The organism is Stenotrophomonas sp. GL_111, assembly GCF_057835245.1.
In genome coordinates, this window is record NZ_CM174421.1 from 180,574 (window position 1) to 206,885 (window position 26,312).

General features: G+C 67.9%; 17 protein-coding genes and 1 riboswitch. Of the genes, 8 read left to right on the forward strand and 9 right to left on the reverse strand.

What is annotated here, in order from left to right:
- Nucleotides 1-189 precede the first annotated feature (189 nt).
- The 4 genes from AC3IPM_RS00790 (at nt 190) to AC3IPM_RS00805 (ending at nt 7,182) form a co-directional block, all read left to right on the forward strand.
- The gene (locus AC3IPM_RS00790) at nt 190-2,235 is read left to right on the forward strand and encodes a TonB-dependent receptor (protein WP_489302033.1); all 2,046 of its coding nucleotides are present in this window, start codon (nt 190-192) and stop codon (nt 2,233-2,235) included.
- A gap of 91 nt (nt 2,236-2,326) precedes the next feature.
- Nucleotides 2,327-2,959, forward strand: a complete 633-nt coding sequence (locus AC3IPM_RS00795) for a TetR/AcrR family transcriptional regulator C-terminal domain-containing protein (RefSeq protein ID WP_489302034.1) — start codon at nt 2,327-2,329, stop codon at nt 2,957-2,959.
- Between the two features lie 48 nt (nt 2,960-3,007).
- Entirely contained in the window at nt 3,008-4,108 is a 1,101-nt protein-coding gene (locus tag AC3IPM_RS00800; RefSeq protein ID WP_489302035.1) for an efflux RND transporter periplasmic adaptor subunit, read from the forward strand.
- Nucleotides 4,105-7,182, forward strand: coding sequence for an efflux RND transporter permease subunit (locus tag AC3IPM_RS00805; RefSeq protein WP_489302036.1), 3,078 nt, complete (start codon nt 4,105-4,107; stop codon nt 7,180-7,182). Before AC3IPM_RS00800 ends, AC3IPM_RS00805 begins: the two co-directional genes overlap by 4 nt.
- 15 nt (nt 7,183-7,197) lie before the next feature.
- Here the strand turns inward: AC3IPM_RS00805 and AC3IPM_RS00810 are convergent, their stop codons facing one another.
- Both AC3IPM_RS00810 and AC3IPM_RS00815 read right to left on the reverse strand, forming a co-directional pair.
- The gene (locus AC3IPM_RS00810) at nt 7,198-7,608 is read right to left on the reverse strand and encodes a VOC family protein (protein ID WP_489302037.1); all 411 of its coding nucleotides are present in this window, start codon (nt 7,606-7,608) and stop codon (nt 7,198-7,200) included.
- Complete coding sequence (locus tag AC3IPM_RS00815) at nt 7,608-8,084, reverse strand: helix-turn-helix domain-containing protein (RefSeq protein WP_489302038.1); 477 nt, start codon at nt 8,082-8,084, stop codon at nt 7,608-7,610. Before AC3IPM_RS00815 ends, AC3IPM_RS00810 begins: the two co-directional genes overlap by 1 nt.
- A 139-nt stretch (nt 8,085-8,223) precedes the next feature.
- Between AC3IPM_RS00815 and AC3IPM_RS00820 the strand changes: the two genes are divergently transcribed.
- Genes AC3IPM_RS00820 through AC3IPM_RS00830 form a run of 3 tightly spaced genes read left to right on the forward strand, consistent with a single transcriptional unit; the run spans nt 8,224 to nt 13,739 of the window.
- Nucleotides 8,224-10,584 carry a TonB-dependent receptor gene (locus AC3IPM_RS00820; protein WP_489302039.1) on the forward strand — a complete coding sequence of 787 codons (2,361 nt, stop codon included), beginning with the start codon at nt 8,224-8,226 and terminating at the stop codon, nt 10,582-10,584.
- The gene (locus tag AC3IPM_RS00825) at nt 10,581-12,752 is read left to right on the forward strand and encodes a phosphocholine-specific phospholipase C (protein WP_489302040.1); all 2,172 of its coding nucleotides are present in this window, start codon (nt 10,581-10,583) and stop codon (nt 12,750-12,752) included. Before AC3IPM_RS00820 ends, AC3IPM_RS00825 begins: the two co-directional genes overlap by 4 nt.
- 57 nt (nt 12,753-12,809) lie before the next feature.
- Nucleotides 12,810-13,739, forward strand: coding sequence for a carboxylesterase family protein (locus tag AC3IPM_RS00830; protein WP_489302041.1), 930 nt, complete (start codon nt 12,810-12,812; stop codon nt 13,737-13,739).
- Nucleotides 13,740-13,749: 10 nt separating this feature from the next.
- Here AC3IPM_RS00830 and pnuC read toward each other — a convergent pair whose 3' ends face one another.
- The 7 genes from pnuC to AC3IPM_RS00865 all read right to left on the reverse strand — a co-directional run bounded on the left by pnuC (nt 13,750) and on the right by AC3IPM_RS00865 (nt 22,643).
- Nucleotides 13,750-14,346, reverse strand: a complete 597-nt coding sequence (gene pnuC, locus AC3IPM_RS00835; RefSeq protein ID WP_489302042.1) for a nicotinamide riboside transporter PnuC — start codon at nt 14,344-14,346, stop codon at nt 13,750-13,752.
- A complete protein-coding gene (locus tag AC3IPM_RS00840) occupies nt 14,343-16,508 on the reverse strand; it encodes a TonB-dependent siderophore receptor (RefSeq protein ID WP_489302043.1) in 2,166 nt (721 codons plus the stop codon). The genes pnuC and AC3IPM_RS00840 overlap by 4 nt, the downstream gene beginning before the upstream one ends.
- A gap of 65 nt (nt 16,509-16,573) precedes the next feature.
- Nucleotides 16,574-16,668, reverse strand: a riboswitch (TPP riboswitch).
- A gap of 39 nt (nt 16,669-16,707) precedes the next feature.
- Entirely contained in the window at nt 16,708-17,844 is a 1,137-nt protein-coding gene (locus AC3IPM_RS00845) for a phosphotransferase enzyme family protein (RefSeq protein WP_489302044.1), read from the reverse strand.
- Nucleotides 17,845-17,925: 81 nt separating this feature from the next.
- Nucleotides 17,926-18,348, reverse strand: coding sequence for a glycine zipper 2TM domain-containing protein (locus tag AC3IPM_RS00850; RefSeq protein WP_489302045.1), 423 nt, complete (start codon nt 18,346-18,348; stop codon nt 17,926-17,928).
- A 395-nt stretch (nt 18,349-18,743) separates the two neighbouring features.
- Nucleotides 18,744-20,777 (reverse strand): XVIPCD domain-containing protein, encoded by a 2,034-nt coding sequence (locus AC3IPM_RS00855; protein ID WP_489302046.1) that lies wholly within the window; start codon nt 20,775-20,777, stop codon nt 18,744-18,746.
- 102 nt (nt 20,778-20,879) lie between these two features.
- The gene (locus tag AC3IPM_RS00860) at nt 20,880-21,803 is read right to left on the reverse strand and encodes a hypothetical protein (RefSeq protein WP_489302047.1); all 924 of its coding nucleotides are present in this window, start codon (nt 21,801-21,803) and stop codon (nt 20,880-20,882) included.
- Between the two features lie 201 nt (nt 21,804-22,004).
- Nucleotides 22,005-22,643 carry a response regulator gene (locus AC3IPM_RS00865; RefSeq protein WP_489302048.1) on the reverse strand — a complete coding sequence of 213 codons (639 nt, stop codon included), beginning with the start codon at nt 22,641-22,643 and terminating at the stop codon, nt 22,005-22,007.
- 78 nt (nt 22,644-22,721) lie between these two features.
- On the opposite strand from AC3IPM_RS00865, the gene AC3IPM_RS00870 reads away from it, so the two are divergent.
- Nucleotides 22,722-26,312 carry an ATP-binding protein gene (locus tag AC3IPM_RS00870; protein WP_489302049.1) on the forward strand — a complete coding sequence of 1,197 codons (3,591 nt, stop codon included), beginning with the start codon at nt 22,722-22,724 and terminating at the stop codon, nt 26,310-26,312.

The following is a 26,312-nucleotide window of genomic DNA, read 5'->3' on the forward strand; positions in this document are numbered from 1 at the left end:
ATTTCATGGATTGTTAACAATGCTATCACGACGCATTCGCGTTTGTTACATAACGACATGTTCGAGTCCGAGGCGCCGCCGCAGGCAGGCCTGCATTCGCTGCTGCCAGACAATGTGAAGAATGTTATAACGTCACATTGTCGGGTCCATTCCCGCCTTCCCTTTCCGTTTCAGGTCCTTTTTGTACCCATGAAGATCCACGCGTTGACGGTGGCCCTCTCGGCCGCGCTACTTGCCCCCGAATCGCGCGCCCAGTCGTCCGGCTCGGCACTGACCCTGGGCAAGGTCGATGTCCACCAGCACGCCGAAGGGCAGCTCACCGCCCATCAGGTGCTCACTTCCGTGGATGTGCTGGGCGCCGACCAGATCCAGGACCGCAACGTCTCACAGAGCTGGGAGCTGCTCGGACAGATGCCGGGTATCCAGCTCACCGAAACCCGGCAGGGCGCCGAGTCGGGCAAGGTCAGCTTCCGGGCCTTCAACGGCGAGGGCTATCTCAACGCGATCAAGACGTTGATCGACGGCATTCCCAGCAACGTCAACAGTGGCAACCAGCGCTACATCGACATGCTGTTCCCACTGGAAATCAGCTATATCGAGGTCGTACGCGGCACCAATGACCCGCGCTATGGCCTGCACAACATCGGGGGCAACGTCAATTTCGGTACCCGCCAAGGCGGCAGCTACACCGATGCCCGCCTGGCCTACGGCAGCGACAACACCCGCGATGTGCAGCTGGCGGTGGGCCGCGAGCGCGAGGGCGTGGCGCAGAACTACTTCATCGGCCGCCAGGCCTCGGACGGCTACCGCGCACATGACGCCTCGAAGAAGCATGTGCTCGGCGGCAAGTGGTTTTACACCGCCGCCGACGACAGCATGCGCATCGGCCTGACCGCGCGCGCCTATCACCAGGAGGCCGAAGAACCGGGCTTCATGACCGCCGCGGAGCTCAAGGCCGACCGGCGTGGCTCGGACCGCCGCAACGGCAATGATGGCGATGACCGCACCATGCGCCAGATCGGCGTGCACCTGGACATGCACCTCCGCCCGAATCTCTTCCTGGGCACCAAGCTCTACTACAACCGCTACAAGGACGAGCGCCAGGTCACCTTCAGCAACCTGCCGGTTGGCAATGCGCCACGACAGCGCCGGGTATGGGACGAAACGCAGATCGGCCTGCTCAGCACTCTGACCTGGAAGGCCACGAACGCGCTGACCGTGGAAGGCGGCGTCAACCATGAGCACCAGGACAACCGCTACAAGCGCGAGCGTTTCAGCTACACCGAGCCCACCGATTTCTGGAGCACACCTGCACGCGTCCAGAACGATGATCGCCACCGTTTCGACAACTGGGGCGCGTACGTGCAGGCGATCTACCAACCGACGCCCCGCTTGAAGATCGTCCCGGGCTACCGCGTGGACCGCTTCGACGGCTCGACCCACCTGCTGGGCGGTATCCATGCCCCCTTGCAGCGCTACGGCAGCATCGCGCAGCCCAAGCTGAGCGTGGTCTACGCGCTGACGCCCACCAGCAACCTGTATGCGAACTGGGGCCGCACCTTCCAGGTGCTTACCGGCGCCACTGCGCCGGCCTATCTCACCCCGGGGCAGGCGGCGATGCGCCCGTCGGCCAACAAGGGCATGGAGCTGGGCCTTACCTTCAGCCCGCTGCCCGGCAGCCAGGCACGCGTCGCGGTGTGGCAGCAGGATGCCGCGAACGAGGTGTCCAACATGCCCGCCACCGGCACTACCGTGACGCTGGGCAAGACCCGCCGCCGCGGGGTGGATGCGCAGATCAGCGCGCCGCTGGGCGAGCGTTGGACGGTGTGGGGCGCGCACGCCTACCAGGAAGCGAAGATCACCCGTGATGATCGCGGTGCCGGCCTGTCGCTGGAAGGGCACGAGGTGGCCGCCACCCCGCGCCACATCAGCAACATCGGCCTGGACTACCAGGCCAACGATGCCCTGCAGCTGGGCCTGCAGGGGCGCGCGCAGGGCGACTACTACCTGGAAGAACACAACGTGGCGGGCAAGACCGGCGGTTATGCCGTGCTGGACCTCAGCGCCCGCTACCAGATCAGCCCCGCCTGGCGCGTGGACCTGCAGGTGAAGAACGTGACCGGGCGGGCGTATGCCTACGCCTGGTACGACAGCTTCTTCTGGGAGCAGGCGCAGCCGATGTACTCCCCGGCGCCGGGGCGTTCGGTCTACGTGGGTCTCACCTTGAAGCTCTGAACCTGCCCGATGGCGCCCTGCGGCCGGGCCTTGCCAGCGTCAACCTAACGCTGTTAGATTCGCCCCCTAACAACGTTAGGCAGGGCTCGAGGTGCGTCAACCGATCGCGCGGGACAACATCGTCGAGGCGGCATTCCGGATCCTGGACGAGGCCGGCCTGGAGGGCGTCACCCTGCGCAAGGTGGCCTGCTCGCTGGGCATCCGTGCACCGTCGCTGTACTGGTACTTCAAGAGCAAGCAGGCGCTGATCGATGCCATGGCCGATGCGATGATCGTCGACGTCGCCCGCCTGATCCCCGAGGGTCAGCCGTGGCGGCAGACCCTGCTGCAGATCGGCCGCGAATTCCGCCATGCTTTCAAGGCGCGTCGCGATGGTGCGCGCGTGTATGCCGGCACCTTCCTGGCTACCGAGAACGTGCTGCGGGTGGGCGAGGCCAGCATCGCGGCGATGGTCGGTGCCGGTGCGCCAGCGTCGTTCGCGGCGACCACCGCGATGGATCTTGTGTATTACACGATGGGCTTCGTCATCGAGGAGCAGTCCTGGCCCGGTGACGGCAGCATGGAAGCGCTGGGCGAGGCCTTCATGGCCCTGGCCGAAGAGCGCTTTCCGCATTGCTGGCAGGCCCGTGATGTCTGGAGCGCGGTCGATTTCGACACGCGTTTCGAACAGGGCCTTGGCTTGATGCTCGACGGCATCGCACTGCGCATTGCTCCTGCTCCCTGAGTCGTCCTTTCCTTTTGTTCCCGCTGCTCCGACACGGAAACCCCCTCGATGCGTGCCCGAATCTTCCGCTCCACCTCCCTGATCCTGATCGCGGCATTGCTGACGGCGTGTGGAGGCGGCGAGGACAAGGCCGCCGCCGCTGCCACCGCTGACAGCTCCGCGCTGCCGGTCTCGCTGGCCACCGCGCAGCAGCAGCCGATGGCGCGCACGGTGCTGGTCTCCGGCCCGGTCACCGCGTACGAAGAAATGCAGCTGGGCGTGGAGATCAGCGGCCAGCGGGTGACCGCGCTGCCGGTGGACGTGGGCCAGTGGGTGAAGCGCGGCCAGGTGCTGCTGCAGCTGGACCATCGCACCCTGGACAGCGAACTGGCGCAGGCCGATGCGTCGCTGCGCCAGGCCCAGGCGGCGCAGGAACTGGCGCGCCTGAACTACGAACGCAGCGCCAAGTTGGCGGCCCAGCAGTTGATCAGCGCCAGCAGCCTGGACGAACTGCGCGCCAACCGCATCAATGCCGAGGCGCAGACCGCCACCGCGCGCGCCGCCCGCGATGCCGCGCAACTGCGCCGCGACTTCGCCGATCTGCGCGCACCGGCCGATGGCCTGATCTCCAAGCGTCTGGTGCAGCCCGGGCAGGTGGTGTCGGCCGGCACCGAGCTGCTGCGCCTGATCCGCGACGGCCGCCTGGAGTGGCGCGCGGAACTGCCGGAGAACCAACTGGCCGAGGTCACGGTCGGCAACACCGTCGAACTGCCTTACGGCGGTGAGGTGGTGAGTGGCCGTCTCCGCGCCGTTACCCCGGGCGTGGATGCGCAGACCCGCACCGGCACGCTGTACGCCGACCTGCCCACGCCAGGGCCGCTCAAGCCGGGCATCTTTGTGGAAGGCCGCATCGTCACCGGCGACGGCCAGGCCCTGACCATTCCCACTGCGGCGATCGTGCAGCGCGACGGCCACAGCTATGTGTTCAGCGTGACCGACAAGCAGCAGGCCGCGCGCCATCGCGTGCGCACCGGCCAGGCGGTGAACGGCCAGACCGCGATCCTGGAAGGCCTGAAAGCCGGCGACCGCGTGGTGGTGGATGGCGCCGGCTTCCTCGGTGAGGGCGATCGCGTGCGTGTGGTGGCCGATGCCAAGGCGCGCGCGCGATGAACATCTCCGCCTGGGCGATCAAGCGCCCGCTGCCGGCCCTGCTGATCTTCTTCGTGCTGTGCGTGGCCGGCCTGTGGGGCTTCTATCAGCTGCCAGTGGCGCGCTTCCCCGACATCGCCTTCCCGATGACCACGGTGACGGTGACCCAGCCCGGTGCTTCGCCGAGCCAGCTTGAAGCCGAAGTGACCCGCAAGGTCGAGGATTCGGTGGCCACGGTCAACAACGTCAAGCGCGTGATCTCCACGGTCAGCGAGGGCGTGAGCACCACCACCATCGAATTCCAGCTCGAGGCCGACCTGGCCACCGCGCTGGACGATACCCGCGATGCGGTGACCCGTATCCGCACCGATCTGCCGCAGGACATCCAGGAACCGGTGATCTCCAAGGTCGATATCGGCGGCTCGCTGATGACCTACGCGCTGGTCGCCCCGCACATGACCACCGACGAGGCCAGCTGGTTCGTCGACCGTGATGTGTCGCGTGCGATGTACGGCGTGCCGGGCGTGGCCCGGGTCACCCGGGTGGGCGGGGTGCAGCGCCAGATCCGCGTGGACCTGGATCCCAATGCCTTGATCGCGATGGGCATCACCGCCGGCAACGTGTCCCAGCAGCTGGCCCGCATCCAGGTCGAACGTGCCGGTGGCAAGGCCGAGATCGAGGGCGCGCAGCAGACCATCCGCACGCTGGGGACGGTGGGGGATGCGCAGGCGCTGCGCGACTACTCCATCGCCTTGCCCGACGGGCGCGCGGTGCGGCTGTCGACCCTGGCCACGGTGACCGATGCCGCAGCCGACCCCACCGAGGCGGCACTGCTCGATGGCGGCGAAGTGGTGGCGTTCTCGATGTCGCGCACGCGCGGCTCCAGCGAGGTCAAGGTGGAGGCCGGTGTGCATGCCGCGCTCGACACGATCAAGGCCGCGCATCCGGGCATCGACTTCCGCCTGGTCACCACCGCGATCGACGAGACGCACCGCTCCTACGATTCGTCGATGACGATGCTGTATGAAGGCGCGCTGCTGGCGTTGCTGGTGGTGTGGTTGTTCCTGCGCGACTGGCGCGCGACCTGGGTGGCCGCGCTGGCGTTGCCGCTGTCGATCATCCCCACGTTCGCGGTGATGTACTTCTTCGGCTTCACGCTGAACATGATCACGCTGCTGGCGTTGTCGGTGGTGGTGGGTATCCTGGTTGACGATGCGATCGTGGAGATCGAGAACATCGTGCGCCACCTGCGCATGGGCAAGCCGCCGCTGGAGGCCGCACGCGAAGCGGCCGGTGAGATCGGCAACGCGGTGATCGCCACCTCGCTGACCCTGGCCGCGGTGTTCGTGCCGGTGGCGTTCATGCCCGGCATCGCCGGCAAGTTCTTCCGCGAGTTCGGCTGGACCGCCGCCACCGCAGTGCTGTTCTCGCTGCTGGTGGCGCGCCTGCTCACCCCGATGATGGCCGCCTACCTACTCAAGCCGCACGGCGAGGAACCGCCGGAGTCCAAGCTGATGACCTGGTACCTAGGCTGGGTGGATGCCGCATTGCGCCACCGTGGCCGCACGCTGTGGCTGGCCACCGGCCTGTTCGTGGCGTCGCTGGCGCTGGTGCCCTTCATCCCGGCCACCTTCATTCCGCAGTCCGACCTGGGCCGCAGCAACCTCAACCTGGAACTGCCGCCGGGCACGCGCCTGCAGGAAACGGTGGCCGTGGCCGAGCATGCCCGCGCGCTGCTCAAGGACATGCCCGAACTCAAGCAGGTCTACACCGCGGTGGGCAGCGTGCTGGATCTGGGTGACCCCAGCACCACCGGTGTCGGTGAGGCGCGCAAGGCCACGCTGGTGCTGGACTGGGGCACGGCCAATACGCGTGAGCGCGACCAGCGGGCACTGGAGCGCGAGGCGCGGCACAAGCTGGCCAACCTGCCCGGCGTGCGCGTGAGCTATGTCAGCTCCGAACCGGGCAACCTGCTGCAGCTGGTGCTGTCCGGCGATGACCCGCAGCGCCTGCAGGAAGCATCCACCGCCTTGGAGCGCGACCTGCGCGGCATCCAGGGGCTGGGCAGCGTGACCTCGACGGCCTCGCTGCTGCGCCCGGAAGTGCAGATCGTGCCCAACGCCGCCCGTGCGGCCGACCTCGGCGTGGCCACGGCGGACATCGCCGAAGCGGCGCGCATCGCCACCGCCGGCGACTACGAGCAGCGCCTGGCCAAGCTCAACCTGCCCGACCGCCAGGTGCCGATCCGGGTGGGTTTTGCCGAGGCCACGCTGGCCAACCCGGCGTTGATCGGACAACTGCGCGTGCCCGGCCGCAACGGCCCGGTGCCGCTGGCGGCGGTGGCCGATATCGAAAAGGGCAGTGGGCCTTCGCAGATTTCGCGCTACCAGCGCCAGCGCAACGTGACCCTGACCGCCGAACTCAACGGCCGTCCGCTGGGCGATGTGATGACCGAAGTGCAGGCGTTGCCCAGCGTCAAGCAACTCCCGCCGGGTGTCACCTTCCTCAACACCGGCGATGCCGAAGTGTTCGTGGAGTTGTTCATCGGCTTCCTGCTGGCGATGGCCGCCGGACTGATCTGCATCTACATGGTGCTGTTGCTGCTGTTCAATCACGCGCTGATGCCGGTCACCATTCTGGCGGCCGTGCCGTTGTGTGCCGGCGGCGCGTTCGGGGCGCTGCTGATCACCCAGAACATGCTCTCGCTGCCGGCGTTGATCGGCCTGCTGATGCTGATCGGCATCGCCACCAAGAACTCCATCCTGCTGGTGGACTACGCGGTGATGGCCGAGGACGAACACGGCATGAGCCAGCACGATGCGCTGATCGATGCCTGCCGCAAGCGCGCCCAGCCGATCATCATGACCACCCTGGCGATGGGCGCAGGCATGATGCCGATCGCGCTGGGCTTCGCCGGTGACTCCAGCTTCCGTGCACCGATGGCGATTGCCGTGATCGGCGGCCTGATCACCTCCACGCTGCTGAGCCTGATCGTGATCCCGGCGGCGTTCACCGTGATGGACGATCTGGGCGAATGGCTGTCGCGGAAGTTCCGCCGTCGTTCGTCGCATCCGCACGCCGAAGGCGGCGCCTGACGCGCCGCGCGGGTGTCACCGGGCCGGTGGCGGCTGGATCATCTTCCAGCCGTTGCCGGACGGATCGCGGAAGCCGGCATCCACGCTGCCATAGCGGTCCACCGGTGCCTGGGTGAACTCCACGCCGAGCGCGGCCAGGCGCTGATGGGACGCACGGCAGTCGGCCACGTGCAGCACCAACGGCGGCATCGCGCCCTTGGCGACCAGGGCGTCGAGCGCCTGCGCGGTGGCCGCATCGTGCACCGGGGGTCCCGGCCGGAACAGGCCCAGCTGGATGCCGGGTTGGTCGGGGTGCTGCACGGTCAGCCAGCGGTAGTCGCCGTTGCCGGCATCGGTATGCACCTGGAAGCCGAGTTTGCCCACGTAGAACGCCAGTGCCTCGTCCTGGTCGCGCACGTACAGGCCAACCACATTGATACCTTCCATCAGGGAACCTCCGTTGGGTGAGGTTGCTTTGTAGCAGTGGCCTTGCGCCGCCGCTTCTCCGAAACTGCGCTGGTCAGGTCTGGCCGCCCTGACGCCCGCACCAGGCACTCCGGTGGCAGCGCCGGCAGGGGCACGACTGGCTGCGCGCGGGCGCGGACTTCGCCCGGGCTGCAGCCGGTGATGTCATGGAAGATGCGCCCGAACGTGCCCAGGCTGGACCAGCCGGTCTGGTAGGCGATCTCGGTAATGGGCAGCGCGGTCTCCCGGCACAGGGCGACGGCACGCTCGATGCGACGCGTGAGCAGGTAGCGGTGCGGCGGCAGGCCGAAAGCCTGGCGGAACTGTCGCGCGAAATAGGCCGCCGATACCGCACTCACTTCCGCCAGCCGCTGGATCGGCCAGGCCTCGTGCGGGGCCTGGTCCATGCGGTCCTTGGCGCGCAGCAGGCGTCGCAACAGTGCTGGACTCTGGTTCATCGCACCCTCGTTGTCTCCCGCGCGCAGTGTCGCGCGATTGCCTGGCAGGTGCCACGTATCCGTGCTGCAAGGCCGATGTCATGGGGAAGTCACCGGGGATACCAATACTCCGCCGGTCCTCCACTACCCCTCCTGACCGATGCCCGCCACTGGCCACTGCCCCCGAATTTCGCTGCTCGCCCTGCTGCTCAGCTCCGCCGTGCAGGCCATGGCGGCCGAACCCGCGCCCGCCGATGAGGCGCGCACGCTCGACCAGGTGCAGGTCATCGGCCAGGCCACCAGCTACGCCAAGACCACGGTCAGCCAGGAAACGCTCAACCGCCAGCAGATCCTGAGCAGCGTCAACAACGCGCTCAATGAACTGCCCGGCGTGGTGGTCAGCGAGGCCGATGCCACCGGCTCGTCGGTATGGGGCACCCAGATCAGCATGCGCGGCTTCGTCACCAACCGCGATACCCAGCAGATCGGCACCACCATCGATGGCCTGCCCAATGGCGGCTCCGGCTACGGTGGCGGTTCGCTGGCCAACCGTTACATCGACACTCTGGACCTGGAGACGGTGGAAGTCAGCCAGGGCACCGCGGACATCTCCTCGCGCTCCAACGAGGCGCTGGGCGGCACGCTGAACTTCCTCACCAGCGATCCCCTCGCCGAGCGCCGCCTGCGCATGGTGGTCGGCGGTGGCGACAACGACATGCGCAAGTACTACGTGCGCTACGACACCGGTCTGCTCGGCGGTAATACCCGTGCCTGGGTCAGCGCGTCGTCGGCGCGGGTGAACGACTGGATCGATGGCAGCGGCCATGTCAGCAACGACCACATCGCGGCCAAGTTCGTCACTGAACTGGCGCGCTGGACACTCAGTGGTTATGCGTCGTACAACGATGCCGATGAGCCGGAGTACACCAGCGTGAGTCCCGCCGCCTTTGCCACCAACCCCGAGCGTGATGGATTGACCGGCACCCTGACCGGCATCCCCTACCTGGACCAGAACTTCCGCTCCGGTTCGCGCGCGCTGCGTGAGAATACGTTCGGCTACCTGCGCGGCGCCTTCGATGCCGGCAACGGCTTCAAGGCCTCGCTGACCGGCTACGCGCACGGTATGAAGGGGCGCGGCGACTGGCTGCCGCCGTACCTGGTGCAGGCCCGCGCGGACGGCGTGGGCAGGCCCGAGTCGGAATACCTGGGCGGCAGCACGGTCTATGGCGGCAGCGCGCTGGGCCAGTTCTACTTCGTCAATCCCGATGGCAGCGCCGCACAGATGCGCGCCGGCTGCACGCCGCGGGCCGGTTTCTCCGCCGAGTACGACCCGAACTGCTACCCGGCCGGTGCGCAGGGCGTGCAGTCCTACCGTCATTCGCACTACGACAACGACCGCGCCGGCTTCACCGGCGACGTGGAGTGGAAGCAGACGCTGGGCGAGGTGGACAACACCGTGCGTGCGGGCGTGTGGGTGGAGGAGTACAAGCGCAGCGTGCGTCGTGACTGGCATCGCCTGCTCAACGTGGGCACCGACATCAGCTTCGATCACCAGCCGTACTGGGTGCAGTTCGAAGACCGCTACAAGACCAGCGAGCAGATGTACTACATCGAGGATGTTGCCCGCTTCGGCCCGTTCAGCGCTCGCCTGGGCATCAAGCAGTTCTTCGTGGACCAGAAGCGCAACCGCGTGATCGGTGCGGCCGAGAACGTGCGTTCGGATTCGAAGTCCGACCCGTTGATCTCGGCCGGTGGTACCTGGACGTTGCCGGTCGAGGGGCTGGAGCTGTTCGCCGGCTACTCGCAGAATTTCGCTGCGATTCCGTCCGGCGTGCTCGGCGAAACCGATGCGCAGCGCTTCGCCCGGGTCGAGCCGGAAACCGCCGACAACATCGAGCTGGGCCTGCGCGTGAGCCGCTGGCCATTGACCGGCTCGCTGACCTTGTACAACATCAAGTTCGACAACCGCATCGTGTACCTGCCGGCGCGCCTGGCCGAGGGTATCGACTACCTGGATGAGACCGACGGCGTGTACGAGAACTTCGGCGGGGTGGAAAGCACCGGCCTGGAAGCCGCGCTGGGTTACGGCTGGGACAACGGCTGGCGGATCAACGGTGCCTACACCTACAACCGCTCCAAGTACCTGGGCAGTGGCAATGCCGCACGCGATGCCGAACTGCGCATCGTCGATGGCGCCCAGGTGATCGGGCAGCCGCGGCATGTGCTGGTGATGTCGGCCGATTGGCAGGGCGACAGCTGGAACGTCGGGCTGTCCGGCCGCTACCTCGGCGAGCGCTATCTGGACGCTTCCAACAACAACCGCCTGCCCTCGGCCACCGTGTTCAACGCCAACATCGGCTTCGACCTGCAGAGCCTGTCGCCGAAGCTCAAGGGCGTGGGCGCCAGCATCGTGGTGAACAACCTGACCGATCGCCGCTATCTGGCTGGTGTGGACGGGCGTGACTCGGCCTTCATCGGCGCGCCGCGCACGGTCGGTTTCTCGGTGCGGGTCGACCTGTGACGCTGGGGCCGGTGGCGCTGGATGGGGGACGCCGCCGGCTGCTGCAGGCCGGGTTGGCCGGTGGCATCAGTGCGCTGCTGCCGAGCATCGCGCGCGCGGCGGCCATCGCGCCGTACGCGCGCAGCCACAGCCTGGAGGACATCCAGCACATCGTGGTGCTGATGCAGGAAAACCGTTCCTTCGACCACTACTTCGGCACGCTGCCCGGGGTGCGCGGCTTCGGTGACCGCTTCGTGGCCCCGGCCGCGCCGCTGGGGCCGGGCCAACCGCGGCGAACGCTGTGGCTGCAGCCCGATGCCGCGGGCACCCGCAGCATCATGCCGTTCCCGCTGGATACCGCCGCGCACTTCGGCTACATGCGCGTGGAAGGCACCCCGCACACCTGGCCCGATGCGCAGCGGGCCTGGGACCACGGCCGCATGGGCCAGTGGCCAGCGGCCAAGCAGGACCATGCGATGGGCTACTACCGTCGCGATGACCTGCCGTTCCAGTTCGCCCTGGCCGAAGCCTTCACCGTGTGCGATGCCTACCACTGCGCGATGCAGGCCGGCACCAATCCCAACCGCCTGTTCCTGTGGACCGGGCACAACGATCCGCACGCACGTGGCGGTGGCCCGGCGGTGGCCAACTCGCACGACAACTTCCCCGAGCTGGGCGGCCATCCCGATTCCTACACCTGGACCACCTATGTCGAGCGCCTGCAGCGCGCTGGCGTGGACTGGCGCATCTACCAGGACATGGCCGACAACTTCACCGACAACCCGCTGGCCGGGTTCGAACCGTTTCGCCGCGCGTGGCGTGCCGCGCCGGGCCACGATGCGGCACTGCGCGAGCGCGGGGTCAGCACGCGTGGGCTGGCCCAGTTGCGCGAGGACGTGCTCAAGGGCGAATTGCCGCAGGTCAGCTTCATCATCGCCGACGCGGCCGGCAGCGAGCATCCGGGGCCGTCCAGCCCGGCCCAGGGCGCGGCCTATACCGCACGCGTGCTGGATGCGCTGACCGCCGACCCACAGGTGTGGAGCCGCACCGCGCTGCTGCTGATGTTCGACGAGAACGATGGCTTCTTCGATCACGTACCACCGCCGGCACCGCCCTCACCGGACCCCAGCGTGGCAGGGGGATGGGCCGGTGCCTCGGCGGTGGCCACCGACGGCGAGTACCACCGGCAGCCTTCGCCGGGCAACGAGAAACAGGATCCGCTCGATCTGCGTGGTCGCCCGTATGGTTTGGGCCCGCGGGTGCCGCTGTACGTGATCTCGCCGTGGAGCCGCGGTGGCTGGGTCGATTCGCAGGTCTACGACCACACCTCGGTGATCCGCCTGATCGAGCGTCGCTTCGGTGTCGCCGCACCGGACCTGTCGCCATGGCGACGCGCGGTGTGCGGCGACCTCACCGGCGCCTTCGATTTTTCGCATTCCGATGCACGTCCTTTCATCGCCAGCCTGCCGGCCACGGCCGAGCGGGCCGCACGCGCGGCGGCGTTGCCGGGGCGCACCGTCCCGGTACTGCCCGACGGCCTAGTACCCGCGCAGCAGGAACCGGGCGTGCGTCCGGCACGCGCGCTGCCGTACCGCCCTCACGCAACGCTGGTGGTGGATGCGCAACAGCGTGGCGTGCGCCTGCGCCTGGGCTGTGAGGGAGCGCCGGCGGTGCTGCATGTCTACGACCGGCTGCAGCTGGACGCCGTCCCGCGCCGCTACACGCTGCTGCCGGGCGCGCCGCTGGAGGGGCATTGGCCGCTGCATGCACAGCAGGGCTATGACCTGTGGCTGCTCGGCCCGAATGGCTTCCACCGCCACTATCGCGGCGATGCGAACGCGGAAGCCGCACTTGAAGCCAGCGTTGATCGCAGTGCTGCCGGGCTGCGCCTGCAGCTGTACAACCCTGCCGCGACTACGGTGCTGGTCACGCTGGCTGCGGGTGCGTACGCCGCGTCGATGCCGGCGCGTCAGATCACGCTGGCACCGGGCCAGCGCACCGAGCTGGGCTGGGATGCCGTGCCTACCCAGGGGTGGTATGACCTGATACTGAGCTATCCCGGCGGATCGCAGCGCCTGGCCGGTCGTGTCGAAGATGGCCGACCGGGCTGCACCGATCCGGCGATGGGCACCGAGGGAATGCGCCTGCTGCTGGACGACAACGACAACCTGGGCAAGCAGGAGTCATAAGAAAATCCCGTAGCGGCCGCGCGCTGTCCCGCGCGGATCGGCGTCTAGAATTGCGGCATGACAGACACGATCACCACGGCTTTCGCACGCGCACGTAGACGACGGATTGCTGCTTTGGCGGTCTGCCTGCTGCTCGGCGGATGCGCGCGGGGGCATGCGGTACATGAGCGGATTGCGGGCATCGCCGCGCTGCCGAAGGACGCGGTAGCGTCGGTCGATACCGGTAGCTTCGAGACGGGCCGTTTCATCGCGTCCGATGGCAGCGTGCTGCCGTATCGCCTGTTGCGCCCGCCCACGGTCGAGGCCGGGAAACGCTATCCGCTGGTGCTCCAGTTCCACGGGTCCGGCGGAATCGGCACCGACAACCTCAGCCAGCTCGACCGCCTGGCAAAAAGCTGGGCACTGCCGGCGGTACGCGAGCGCCATCCGACCTATGTGCTGGTTCCGCAGTTCCCGATCCGGAGCGCCAACTACGGACCGGCAGCGCCCGACCAGGCCTCCGATGCCGCGCCAGCATTGAAGGCGGCGCTGGAACTGGCCAGGTCATTCGCCGCCGCGCACCCGGTGGATACCGGCCGGGTCTATACGGTGGGCTTCTCGATGGGCGGATCGGCGGCCTGGTGGGCGCCGATCCTGGACCCGGCGCTGTTCGCGGCCAGCGTGCCGATCTCCGGTATCGCACCGTGCGATGCGCATGCGGCCGCGTTGCGCGATCTTCCGCTGCTGATCATGCACGGCGATGCCGATCTGGAAAACCCGATCACCGCCGACCGGCGCTTCTTTGCCGCCCTGCAAACGGCCGGGGCCGGCCACATCCGGTTCCGCGAGTACACCGGCCTTGCCCATCAGCTGCCGGACGATATCCAGCCGGGACACGCGTGGCGCGACTGGCTGTTCCAGCAGCGCCGTGCCACGCACGGGCCGGGCGCGCAGGCACACCAAGGCAGCGCGCACGCGTACCCCGATCCGGTCCATTGCGGTCGCTGAAGCGCCGCCTTCAGCGCGGCTGTTCGTCGGCAAACGCTACGCCGGCCCGGCCTGCCGCGGTCCATGCACGAAGCCCCATCACCGCCAGACCGACGAAGACCAGATAAAGCCCGGCGGTGACGTTGAGCGACTTCACCAGGTACATGCCGACGTACACGATGTCGACCACGATCCACAGCCACCAGGCCGCGGTGTGTCGGCGTGCCTGCCACCACTGTGCCACCAGGCTCAGCGCGGCCAGCATCGCATCCAGCCACGGCAGCGCGGCATCGGTGAAGCTGTGCATGGCCGCGCCGAGCGCGATGCCGAACACCAGCCCCACACCGAGGTCGCGCAGCAGCTGCCGCCGTGGCAGCACCACGATGATGATCTGCCCGTCCTGGTGCGCGTGCTGGCGCCAACTGCGCCAGCCGTAGACCAGGAAGCCGGCGAAGGCGACCTGCAGCAGGGCATCGGAGTACAGCCGGGTTTCGGCGAATACCAGCGTGTACAGCGCAACGGCGACCAGGCCCACCGGCCAGGCCAGCATCCGCCGTTGCGCCATCAGCCACACGCCCAGGATGCTGAAGGCAACCGCCGACCATTCCAGCAGCGCAGCGCCGTTCATAGCGCCACGTTCACCGACAGGCGCGCCTGGCGCGGTGCACCCGGGAACAGGTAGTAGTCACCGAAGCTGCTGCCGGTATCGCGCCAGTAGAAACGGTTGAACACGTTGTCCACCGACAGGTTCCAACGCACCGCGTGATCGCGCAGCGTGTGCTGGAAGACCACGCCGGCATCGACCACCTGGTAGCGCGGTGCACGCACCCGCCCATCGGCGGTGGCCACGTTGGAGGCCGCATAGCGCCACGCGCCGCTGACGCCCAGACCGGGCACGAACGGCAGCTGGTAATTCAACTGCACGCTGGCACGCGCCTTGGGCACGTTGACCAGCTGGTGGCCCTCGTAGGTCGGCGTGCCGGCATCGCGTGCGCGGGCCTGCAGCAGGGCCGCGCTGGCGGTGATGTCCAGGCGCTCGGTGAGGTGGCCGTTGGCGGTCAGCTCCAACCCGGTGTGGGTCTGGGTGCCGGCTTGGACGAAGGTGTAACCGGCATCGCTGCCGTCGGGCTGGGCGAACTGCCAGGGTTGGCTGGTGCGGAACACCGCCGCGCCCAGGGTCAGCGCCGTGGCCGAGGCGTACTTGATGCCGACCTCGAGCTGGCGCGATTCCACCGGCGGCAGGAAGGTGTCGGCATTGGAGGTCCAGAACGGCGCCTCCTGGCCCAGCGCGATGCCGCGCACGTAGCTGGCGTACGCGCTGATCTCGTCGGTGGCCTTCCAGACCAGCGCGGTCTGCGGCAGGAAGCGCGACAGGCGGCTGTGCCGCTGCGGGGTGCCGCGCTTGTCGTAGGCACGTTCGTCCAGGCGCACGTAGCGGCCGCCGGCCAGCCATTCCCAGTCCGTACCGAAGCTGATCCGGTCCAGAGCGAACACCGCCGTCTGCCGGCTGTCCAGGCGCCGTGCCGAGGCACCGGGCAGCTTCGGCGACGGCGCGAACACCGGCAACCGCGGGTCGGCGATGTTGGCCGTGCCCACGTACTCGTTGACGTTCTGGCGCTTGTCCACGGTGCGTCGGAACCCATCCACGCCCAGCGTCAGCTGGTGGCCGATGCGACCGGTGGCGAACGCCCCGCGCAGTTCCGCGCGCGCTTCCTGGTTGCGGCGCGTGTCGTCGGGGCTGCGGTAGTCGTAGACGTCGTAGTCGCCGTTGGGCGCGAAGTAGTTGCCCGGCACGCTGCCATCGGCGCACTGCGCGGCGTAGTAGCAACCGTAGGCGAAGGCGACGTTGTCATCGATCACCGAGCGGCTGTGGCTCACCGACACGCGCGACTGCCAGTCGGCGTTGAAGTCGTAGGTATGCAGCGCGGTGAGGTTGGTGCTTTGGATGCCGACCGGCTGCTGCCACGGCTGGTAGCCGAGCATGCGCGTGCGGTCCACCCCACGCGGCAGCTGCGAAGCCCCCAGCAGCTGGTAGCCGGACACCGAACGCTGCGCGCTGGTCTGGTAGTTGGCATCCACTTCCAGTTTGCCGCGCTCGCCGATCAGCCAGTCGGTGGCCAGCGCGTAGAAATTGCGCCGACCATCGGCGTGGTCGACATACGAATCGGTGTCTTCCCAGGCCGCGTTGAAGCGCACCCCGACGCGCGGCGTCAGCCAGTGGCCCACGTCCACGGCGGCATAGCGCGAGCCTTCCGCGTCGGTGCCCAAGGTGACGTTGCGCACCTGCGCCGGCCGCTTGCCGACGTAGTTGATGATGCCGCCCGGTGCCATCACCCCGGCCGCCAGACCGGCCTCGCCCTTGAGGATCTCCACCCGCTCCACGTTCTCCAGCGCCAGGCGCTGCTCACCGGTGATGGCCAGGCCGTTGAAGCGATAGCCGGTACCCGGGTCGAGCGCAAAGCCGCGGATCGCGATGTTCTGGTAATAGCCCACCGGCGCATAGGCATCGCCCAGCGAGGCATCGCTGCGGGCCAGCTCGGACAGGGTGCGCACCTGCAGGCGGTCCAGTACCGCGCGATCGAGCACGTTCATCGAGGCCGGCGTGCTTTTCCAGTCGCCGGCGCCGAAGCTGCCCGACGCAACGGCGTCCGCAGCAGGCTGGCGTGCCTGCACGCGGACAGCGGCAAGTTCGGTCGGGGAGCGGTCGTCGGCTTCTGCGGCGGCGGCGTGCAGCGGCAGGGCGGCGCACAGGGCGGCGGTCAACAGCGAGGTTCGATAGCAGCGGTTCATGCGATTCGTCATCAGCGATGGGGAGACGAAGCGACGGCGAACGCGCGCAGACCGCCGATGCGGTGCGCCCACTGCTCAAAGCTCCCTACGCCGGTGCAAACCGGATCAGGTTCCAAGGGACTCTCTCAGCCTGGCAATCCAGGCACCCCCGCTTCAAAGGCTATTTCACCACAAATGGTACGGATTTGCCCGTGCAGGCTCAGGCGGCGGCGTGCAGGGCCTCGAGCAGGCGCCGCCCCTCGGTGCTGGCGAACCACGCGGCATGCCCCAGCAGGAAGGTGTGGTAGGCCACGTCGGCGTTCGCGGTGGAGCCGGTAACACCTTGGAAATACTCGACTTCCGACAGCGCGAAGTCGACGTGGACCAGCGGCAGCAGGTCGGCCATCAGGTGCACACGCCCGGCCGACAGCGGCAGCACCTGCCGGTAGCCGTCGAGCAGGGCCAGTGCGATGTCCAGGTGCACCGCCTGCGCACCGCGTTCGAGCTGCAGCCAGGCGATCGCGTTGCGTTCGATGGCCGTGGCCAGGTCGAACAGGGCGCTGGTGGGCGAGGCCAGGCCGAAGTCGAGGACGGTGCTGACCTGCATCGCGCCATCGTGGGGCTGCCAGAGCAGGTTGGAGACATGCCAGTCGTTGTGCGCCCACAGCGCCGGCTCGGCCTGCAGACGCTCGGCCATACCGGCATGCCAGGGCAGCACCGTGCGCTTGAGCTCGTCCTGCCAGGGCGTGTGCGCCAGGTAGTCGGCCAGGCCCGGCCGATCCGCCAGGTCGCGCTGCAGATGGGCGATTGGATCGGCACTGCGGATCAGGTCGTCGCGTGCCACCAGGATGTGCGTGCTGCGCTGGGCCACCGGATGGCTGGCGGTGGCGCGGTGCAGGGAGGCGAGCATCCGGCCGGCCTCCAGCGCCTGTGCGACATCGTCCAGCGGCGTCCACGACGGCGCATCGCGGTACAGGTCCTGGCCGACCCCGACGGTATGCAGTTCATAGGTCCAGCCGGCGTGTTCGACCGCCGTGGCGCCACCGGCGTCGCGTAGCAGCCCGACCACCGGCACGCCCGCGGCAGCGAGGTGCTCGATCAGCCGATGTTCTTCGTTGAGCACCGCCGCGGTGCGCACGCTGTAATGGTGCCGCTTGATGAAGACCGGTTGCCCCGCGCCTTCCACGATAGCCGCGGCGGACAGCGGGCGCGGGCTGTGCCAACGCACCTCGCCGTCGCCCTGCAGCTGTGGGAAGCGGCCGCGCAACCAGGTGATTTCCGCAGCGCTGATTGCCGGCCAGTCGGCCGCCACGGCGTCGTTGTTGAGGCCCTGGACGTGGTGGTCGGTGTGGGTCATGGCAGGTGCGGTGCAGGGCGGGCGGGGCGCGAAGCCGAGCATGGTACTCCGCGCCCCGGTCAGCCTGCAGGCCCTGCGCGTTTACCAGCCGCGGCCCTGGCGACGATCCCAGTCGCGACGTTCGCGTTGCTGGTGTTCCCAGCGGCTGCGCTGATTGCGGCGGTCATAGCCACGGTCGTAGCCGTAGCGGCGGTCATAGCGCTGGTCGTACCGTTGGTCATAACGCTGGTTGTAGCGCTGGTCGTAACGGCGGTCATAGCGATGATCGCGGTTGTCGCGTGTGGTCAGGTTGCCGATGGCGCCACCGGCCACCGCGCCGCCGACAGTCGCTGCCGGGTCGCCATTGGAGAGCAGGTGGCCGGCCACACCGCCCACCACCGCACCGACCACGGTGCGCTTGTCCTTTTTGGACAGGGCGCTGGCATCGCCGACGACGGCCACACCTGCGGTGAGGGCCAGGGCCATCGCCAGTCCACGGAGGCTGAGTGCGGATAGATTGAACATGTGCGGTTCTCCAGTGAGGTGCTTGCCACGGATACCACGCTGGCGCCCGAACATTGTCGGAACATTGCCGCGCGGCGCCACCCGAGGTGCGCATTCATCTAGCGGCAATCGGCATGAAGCGGCGCTGAAAATCACCTGTCTGAGCCCTGAATTGCAAAAGGAACGGTGCTTCTCCGTGTAAGGCCGCGCGGTGCAGAGGGCTGGGGCGCGGGGCCTGATGCCCATGCGCGCGAATGTCCCCCGGCGCCGGCCTGCGGCCAACGGGGCCCCAACGCTCGCCTCACACCCAGAACGAAGACAGCGCCGTGCAAGATGTTGCGAACCAAAGAAAAGGCCGTGCGATGCACGGCCTTTTCAGTGGGCTCCCTGCCCGGTGGGCGTCCTGCCCGTTCGACTCAGTGGTTCATTGAGCGCTGGGTCTGTTGCTCCTGCTCCTGCTGCGGGTTCTGCTGCTGCAGAACATTCGGTGCGCCCTGCACGGCGCCACTGCTGTGGGCCATGCTGCGTTCGGTGGGTTCCTTGAGGTCCATCGCGGCGCGGTGCATCGCCGGGTCGTTGGGCTGGCCCTGCACGGCGAACACGCGCTCGCCGTTGGTGCTCTGCACGACTGAATCGATGCGGCTCAGGCCGGCGGCCTTGGCATCGTGGGTCAGTGCGGCGGCCGCGGCCTCCAGTGCAGGACGGTCCTTGAAGGTGCCGGCCGGCAGGCCTTCCATGCCCTTCAGCGCCTGGTTGTACATCGGGTGCTGCGGGTGACGCGCATCGTTGAGCAGCGGGCGCTCGCGCGCATCGAGCATCGCCGAGGTGGTCTTGGGACCGATCACGCCATCGGCGTCCAGGCCGTTGTCGCGCTGGAACTGGCGCACGGCCGCTTCGGTGTTCCGGCCGAGCTTGCCGTCTTCGTACAACGGCTTGCCGTCGGCGCCGACGTAGCCCAGCCAGCCCAGGTGCTCCTGTGCCTTGCGCACCTGCTCGTTGTCCGCGCCCAGCTTGTGCACGCCACCGCTGGCTTCCGCCTGGACGTGGCCCTGCTTGCCTGCGGCATCGTGGTTCGGGGTGGAGGGGGCCTGGCCCTGCACGCGGTCCTGGGTGTGGCTTTCCAGCAGGTTGCGCGCCTTGGACAGCGGATCGGAGGCGAAGACCTTCCAGTTCGGGTGGCTCTCGACCTGCTTGAGGTAATCCTCCACCGGCATGGTGTGCACGCCCTTGCTGCCCGAGGACTGGCTGATCAACAGCTTGTCGGTGTTCGGGTCGCGCACCACCATCACGATGTGGTCGATGCCGTTCCAGTGTTCGTGCTTGGTCTTGGCCGTATCCAGGCCGATGACCATGCCTTCCTGCAGCGCACCCGGCTTCATGATGCCGGCACGATCGAGCAGCACGCCGGATTCCTTGTAGGCGTTGTGCACGATCGTGCCCGAGCCGGCGTAGCCCAGTTTGATCTTGTCGGCCGCGCTGAACACGTCGTGGCCGGCTTTGCCGTTGATCTCGTCCTGGGTGCGGTTCTGCAGCTCACCGACCCAGCCCGAGCAGTCGATGAAGCCCTGCTCGACGTTCTTGCCGGTGATGCCCTTGCCCTGGTAAAGCGAGCTGGACGGGATGTTGATCGCGTAGCGAACGTCGTCGTATTTCACGCCGGCGTTGTAGGCCGCATCCAGGCGGATGCCGGGCGTGTCCGGGTTCGCGGCGGCCGCGGCGGTAGTGGCCGCGGTGGCCGCCACGGTGGCGGCGCCTGCAGCGACGGCCGCGGTCTGTGCCGGCGGCGTCACGCTCTGCACGGGCGCGGGGCGTGCCTGCGCTTCCGTCAGCGGGGCGATGTTCTTTTCCGGAATGCTGATCGCATCGTACTTGCGGTCGTAGTACTGGGCGAAGCTGCTGGCCAGGTCGTGGTCGTTCATCGTGCGCATCTCGGCGCGGGTATGGCCGGTCAGCTTTTCAACGTCGCTGCCGATCTGCGCCATGATCCGCGGGCGCATGTCGATCGGGTCGCCGTGGCGGTCGCGCACCACGCCGAACGTGCCGGTCGCGATCGCGGTCTGGATCGAGCCGTAACCGGCCTCGCCCTGCTGGTGGGCCAGGTACAGGTCCAGCCCGGTGGGCTTGTCTTCGCCGGACAGATACGGGTGCCCGGTACGGTCATGGCGCTTCTGCATGTCCGCCAGGTTGCGGGTGAACATGTCCGCGGCCGCCTCGGTGTTGCGGGTCGGATCGAACTCATGCCCGGTCAGGCCGTAGCGCTGCGCCGAGGACGGCAGGAACTGGAACAGGCCGCGTGCGTCGGTGGTCTTGTTGTGTGCGCGCTCGTCGAAGCCGCCGCCGGTTTCGATGTGGGCAAAGCGCAGGAAATCCTCGGCCGGGATGCCCTTGCGCTGCGCGACCTGCTCGATGATGTCGAGAACTTCCTTTTTGCTGTAGTCACGTTGTGCCATGACGTCTTCCTCTGGGGTTGATGGAGCGGCCTTTGCCGCATTACGCCAACCGGACTCATCCATGAGTCTTCAACATGTCGGTCAACAGGTCCTGCGTGCTGCTTACTGCTTGGCGTACGCCCGGGTTGCCGGATCGTAGGCGTAGTGCGCGGTGTCGGCCTCGCCCAGTGCACGGGTCTGGTCCGGGCCGGAGAAGGTGGTGCCACTGCGCTGGATGTTGATGCGCGGCAGGTCGCTGCCCGGGGCGTCGCTGAAGGCCAGCACGCCGTCGCTGCCGATGCACGGCATCACCGCGCCGCCGTCGCAGGCCGCCGCGTTGTCCTCGCCGGTCACCACCGAACCCAGGAACGCCCAGACGCGGTCGTCGTCCTTTTCCTGTTCGTAGTGCGGGTTGAACAGCAGCAGCGCATAGCCATCGATGCTGGAACCGGCATCGACGCTGGTGGTCGGCACGGCCAGCAGCAGCTTGCCGGCCGGGGTGCGGTACTCCACCGGCTTGCGCTTGTCGTCGATCTGCGCGGCAGTGCCGTAGGCACCGATGCTGCCGATGTCACGCTCCATGCCCTTGAACACCCACGGCCGGTTCGGCGTGGTGCCGGTCAGGGTGAAGGTGGCCTCGGTGAGGGTGACCTGGGTGGTCGGGCCGGCCTCGTCTTCGCCGGGCTTGCCGTATTTGTTGGGCGTGTTCCAGGCGAAACCGGTGTAGTAGCGGGTGCCGGCCAGTTCGAAGGCATGACCGAACCAGAAGGTCGCCACGCTGCCATTGGCCACTTCATAGGAGGTGGCACCGTCGCCGTCGACCTGGTAGATGAAATACAGCACGCTGCCCGCATCGGGCGGCGTGGCGGCGGCGGGAGTCGGGGTGTTCTGCATCGGGGCAACATCCTGTCGTGGCGCCGGGGCGCCCTGGGGTGACGCGGCGGTAGGAGTCGAGGGGCTGCAGGCAGCCAGCAGCGAAACAAGCGCAACGGCCAGCGTCATGCGCAGGCAGGCCTTGCTCAGGCTGGACTTCAGGGGGGGAAACATGCGCCTCTCCATGGATTCTGCGGGTGCCGTAAGCCACGGCACAGTAGACGCCCCGTAACCGACACGCGGGGGGCGTTGTGATGGGCCGGTCGATTCCTTCGACCTCGCATAGAGGAGCCCATCGGCGGCGATGATGGCATATCCGCGACGCCTATCACAGGGGGGCACCGGTCGATGCCCGCCCCGACCGTGAACTGGGTCTCAGATTTCCCCGTCGCGCAGGTAGTCGAACAGTTCGGCGTCGCCCTTCAGGCCCAGCTTGAGCATGGCATCGCCCTTCTGCCGGCTGATCGTGCTCACGCTCTTGTGCAGCTGCAGGGCGATTTCCTTCACGGTCAGGCCGCTGCCGAGCAGGCGCAGCACTTCCACTTCACGCGGCGATAACGGCTTGGTGCCGGTGTCATCCACGCTCTGCGTGCCGATTGCGTCGATGCGTTCCTTCAGCGTGCGGCTCACATACGGCAGGCCACGCTGCACGGTCTGGATCGCCAGCGGCAGTTCTTCCATCGAGGAGGTCTTGTCGACCAGGCCGAGCACACCGGTGGAGACCACCATGCGCAGGATCGCCAGGTTGTTGGACACACTCAGCATCAGCACCGGCAGGTCCGGGAAGCGGCGCCGGATCATGCCGATCATGGCAAAGCCATCGGCCTGCTGGCTGCCGGGCATGGAGTAGTCGGTGACCAGAATGTCGCAGGGTTGCGAGGTCAACGCCTTGAGCAGCTCATCGGCGGTACTGGCCTCGGCCACCACCACGCCAACGCCGCTGGCTTCGATCACCGCCTTGGTGCCGATCCGCACGACCGGGTGGTCGTCGGCGATGATAATGCGCAGGGTCATGGACTAGTATGGCCTGAGAGGCAGCCGCGGTTCGGGCCGTGCCGTGGTGGGGACTGCATTTTACGGAGATCGGACGGCATGCGTACCTGGGGTGTCCGCTGGCTGGTCATGTGGAGTATGGCCCTGATGTTGGCCGCATCGGCGGCCGCCGCTCCTGCCATCTCCAGCGCAGCGCTGTCGCTTTCGCCCCGCCAGACGGAATGGCTTGGCCGAAACCCTACCATCATCCTTGGCATGTACGACAGCGGCTGGCCGCCGTTCGAGTCGCTGCAGGACGGCAAGCCGGCGGGACTGGGCTACGACTACCTGAGCGTGCTGGCCCAGCGGCTGGGCCTGAAAGTGGACGTGCGCATGTACCGCACCTGGGGCGAGGTGATCGATGCCGCGTGCCGGGGCGAGGTGGACGTGGTGATGAACATCACCCTGACCTCCGACCGCACCCGCTGCATGGTCTACACCGGGCCGTATGCGGAAGCGCCGCTGGCGCTGGTGGCACGCCAGAACGATGTCCGCAGCTCGACCGATCCGGACCTGCATGACCTGCGCGTGGTCACCGAGCGCGAGTTCGTGACCAGCGAGCAGGTGCGTACCCGTTTTCCGCAGGCACGCCGGGTGGTGGCGGCCAACACGATGACTGCGCTGTCGATGCTGGGGCGCGGGGATTCGGATGTGTACATCGGCAACGCCTACGTTGCCAGCCACCTGATCGGCCAGCACGGCATGACCCAGGTGACCCTGCTGCGCCCCAGCGACCTACCGCCGGAACGCCTGCATTTCGGTGTGCCCAATGCACAACAGCCGCTCGCCGAGGCACTGGATGCGGCGCTGGCGGCGGTGACTCCGGCCGAGCGCGAGATGATCGAGCGGCGCTGGTTGCCCACGTTGCAATGGTCAGGCCGCTCACGGCTGATTCTGGACAGCGCCGAGAAGCGGGTGCTGGCCACGCCGCTGCGGCTGGGCTTCGCACCCAATGCGGCACCGTTGGCGTTCATCGACGCCGATGGCCAGCCCAGCGGCGTGGCCGGCGACTACCTGCGGCAGCTGCGCATGGTGGGTGCCAAGTTGGTGCAGGTGCCCGCGCACGACTGGTTCGAGGTGCGCGAGCAGATGCGACGCGGCGACGTCGACGCGATCATGGGCATTCCCAACGACTCCAACTACCTGGGCGCGGACTGGGTGTTCAGCCAGCCCTTCATCAGCGTGCCCAACGTCATCGTGACGGCCAGCGGTGGGCCCTCGATCCTCGGCCTGGCCGACCTGGACCGGCGCACCGTGCTGCTGTCCGATCCGGACCGGTTGCGCGGCTACGTGCTGCAACGCGCACCGAACGCGCGCATCGTGCCGGCGCGCAGTACCGAACAGGCGCTGGCGCGGCTGGCCAAGGGCGATGCCGATGTCTACATCGGCAACCTGGCGATGATCGACCGCATCGTGCGCGATCAGTACCCCGCGCAGCTGCAGGTGGCCGCACCGGCGGGTTTCAGCGACAACCTGTCGTTGGCGGTACGGCGGCCCTATGCACCGCTGGCGACGACGTTCGATCGCGTGCTGGTCAATCTGACCCCGCGTGAGCATGAGGCCATCCGCAGCGACTGGCTTTCAGCCGAATACCGCAGCGGATTGGACTGGCGCACGGTCGCGCGCTGGGCGGTGCCGCTGGCATTGGTGCTGCTGACGGGGATATTGGTGCATGGCTGGGGCCATCTGCGCCTGCGTCGGGAAGTGGCGATGCGGCGGCAGCTCGAGCAGCGCCTGGCCGAGGTTACCGACAACCTGCCGGCCATCGTCTACCAGGCGCGTCGCGGCAGTGATGGGGCGATGTCCTTCCCGTATATCGCCGGTGACATGGACGCGATGTTCGGCGTGAGCGCGGCCGATGCGATGGCCGACGAAGCACAGGTCATGGCGCAGGTGGATCCGCGCGACCGTGAGCGTATCGGTGATGAACTGGAGCGCGCGGCGGCCGGGTTCGACGCCTTGGACATGGAGTTCCGCACCAGTCCGCATGGCGTGCTGCGCTGGATCCGCTCGTGTGCGCTGCCCTATGCCGCCGAGGATGGCGCGGTGTTGTGGAGCGGCTACTGGGTGGATGTCACCGAAGCGCGCGCACAGGCCGATGCGCTGGTCGAAGCCAAGGCGGTGGCCGAACGCGCGGCGGCGGCCAAGGCCGAATTCCTGGCCACCATGAGCCATGAAATCCGCACGCCGATGAGCGGGGTGCTGGGCATGCTCGAAGTGCTCTCGCACACCCCGCTGGATGGCGAGCAGCGGCGCGTGATCGGGGTGATCGAGGATTCGGCGCAGATGCTGCGACAGATCCTGGATGACATCCTGGACTACTCGCGGATCGAAGCCGGTGGGGTATCGCTGCAACCGCAGCCGGTGGCGCTGCGCAGCCTGCTTGACAACGTGCAGCAGCTGCTGTCGCCGCAGGCCTCGGGCAAGGGCCTGGAACTGAGCCTGGACGTGGACCCGGCGGTGGCGCCGCTGCATCTGGTGGACGGGATGCGCCTGCGCCAGATCGTATTCAACCTGCTCAGCAATGCCATCAAGTTCACCCAGAAAGGCGCGGTGAGCATCACGCTGCAACTCGAAGAAGGCGATGACAGCGCGCAGCAGCTGCGCTTGACCGTCGCCGATACCGGCATCGGCATTTCCGACGAGCAGCGCGAGCGCCTGTTCCAGCCGTTCGCGCAGGCCGATGCGGCGATCAGCCGACAGTACGGCGGCACCGGGCTGGGCCTGAGCATCTGCCAGCGCCTGATCGGCTTGATGCGCGGCAAGCTGGACATGGACAGCACGCCCGGCGCAGGCACGCAGGTGGTGGTGCACCTGACGCTGCCGGTGGTGCCCGGCGAGGAGCCGCCGACCTCGCCCACCGATGCGGCCGACGCGGCGCTGCCGCCGGGCCAGGCGCAGCGGCGGGTGCTGGTGGTGGAGGATCACCCGACCAACCAGGCGTTGATGCGCTGGCGGCTGCAGCAGTTGGGCTTGCCGCATGAGCTGGCCGAGCAGGGCGAGGCGGCGCTGGCGATGTTGCAGCAGGAGCGCTTCGACCTGGTGATCACCGACTGCCGCATGCCGGTGATGGACGGTTATGCGTTGACCCGTCGCATCCGCGAGCACGAGCTGGACTCCGGCGCGCCGCGCATGCCGGTGATCGCGCTGACCGCCAGCGCGCTGGCCGAAGATGCACAGCGGTGCCGCGAAGCCGGCATGGATGACCTGCTGGTCAAGCCGGTAGCGTTGGCCACGCTGCGCCAGACCATGCTGCGCTGGTTGCCCGGCGGTGATCTGCAGGCAGCGGCCGCGGTGGTGCCAACCGCGGTCGCCGCAGCGTCTGCCGTGCCCCCGACCCGGGCGGCGATCGTGCGCCGCTTTGGGTCCGAACACGTTGCCGACGTACTCATCGACAGCATGCGCAGTACCACCGACGAAGACCTGCGGCGTGGCCAGGCCGCGCGCGAGCAGGGCGACAGCGAGGCGGCGGTGGAGGTCCTGCACCGCATCGTCGGCGGACTTGGCACGTTGGGTGCCGACGCGCTGGCGACCGAGGCCAGGGAGCTGATGCTGGCGGTGGAGGTGCGCGGCGTGGATGCCTGCACGGCGGCGCTGGCGGCATTCGAAGCGCAGCTGCAGGCGTACCTGGGCTCGCTGCGCGCGGACTGA

Bases quoted from the DNA above. Each gene is read 5' to 3' on its own strand.
- AC3IPM_RS00790 (WP_489302033.1), top strand. From the start codon at position 190: ATGAAGATCCACGCGTTGACGGTGGCCCTCTCGGCCGCGCTACTTGCC.
- AC3IPM_RS00800 (WP_489302035.1), top strand. From the start codon at position 3,008: ATGCGTGCCCGAATCTTCCGCTCCACCTCCCTGATCCTGATCGCGGCA.
- AC3IPM_RS00805 (WP_489302036.1), top strand. From the start codon at position 4,105: ATGAACATCTCCGCCTGGGCGATCAAGCGCCCGCTGCCGGCCCTGCTG.
- AC3IPM_RS00810 (WP_489302037.1), bottom strand. From the start codon at position 7,608: ATGGAAGGTATCAATGTGGTTGGCCTGTACGTGCGCGACCAGGACGAG.
- AC3IPM_RS00815 (WP_489302038.1), bottom strand. From the start codon at position 8,084: ATGAACCAGAGTCCAGCACTGTTGCGACGCCTGCTGCGCGCCAAGGAC.
- AC3IPM_RS00820 (WP_489302039.1), top strand. From the start codon at position 8,224: ATGCCCGCCACTGGCCACTGCCCCCGAATTTCGCTGCTCGCCCTGCTG.
- AC3IPM_RS00830 (WP_489302041.1), top strand. From the start codon at position 12,810: ATGACAGACACGATCACCACGGCTTTCGCACGCGCACGTAGACGACGG.
- pnuC (WP_489302042.1), bottom strand. From the start codon at position 14,346: ATGAACGGCGCTGCGCTGCTGGAATGGTCGGCGGTTGCCTTCAGCATC.
- AC3IPM_RS00840 (WP_489302043.1), bottom strand. From the start codon at position 16,508: ATGAACCGCTGCTATCGAACCTCGCTGTTGACCGCCGCCCTGTGCGCC.
- AC3IPM_RS00845 (WP_489302044.1), bottom strand. From the start codon at position 17,844: ATGACCCACACCGACCACCACGTCCAGGGCCTCAACAACGACGCCGTG.
- AC3IPM_RS00850 (WP_489302045.1), bottom strand. From the start codon at position 18,348: ATGTTCAATCTATCCGCACTCAGCCTCCGTGGACTGGCGATGGCCCTG.
- AC3IPM_RS00855 (WP_489302046.1), bottom strand. From the start codon at position 20,777: ATGGCACAACGTGACTACAGCAAAAAGGAAGTTCTCGACATCATCGAG.
- AC3IPM_RS00860 (WP_489302047.1), bottom strand. From the start codon at position 21,803: ATGTTTCCCCCCCTGAAGTCCAGCCTGAGCAAGGCCTGCCTGCGCATG.
- AC3IPM_RS00865 (WP_489302048.1), bottom strand. From the start codon at position 22,643: ATGACCCTGCGCATTATCATCGCCGACGACCACCCGGTCGTGCGGATC.
- AC3IPM_RS00870 (WP_489302049.1), top strand. From the start codon at position 22,722: ATGCGTACCTGGGGTGTCCGCTGGCTGGTCATGTGGAGTATGGCCCTG.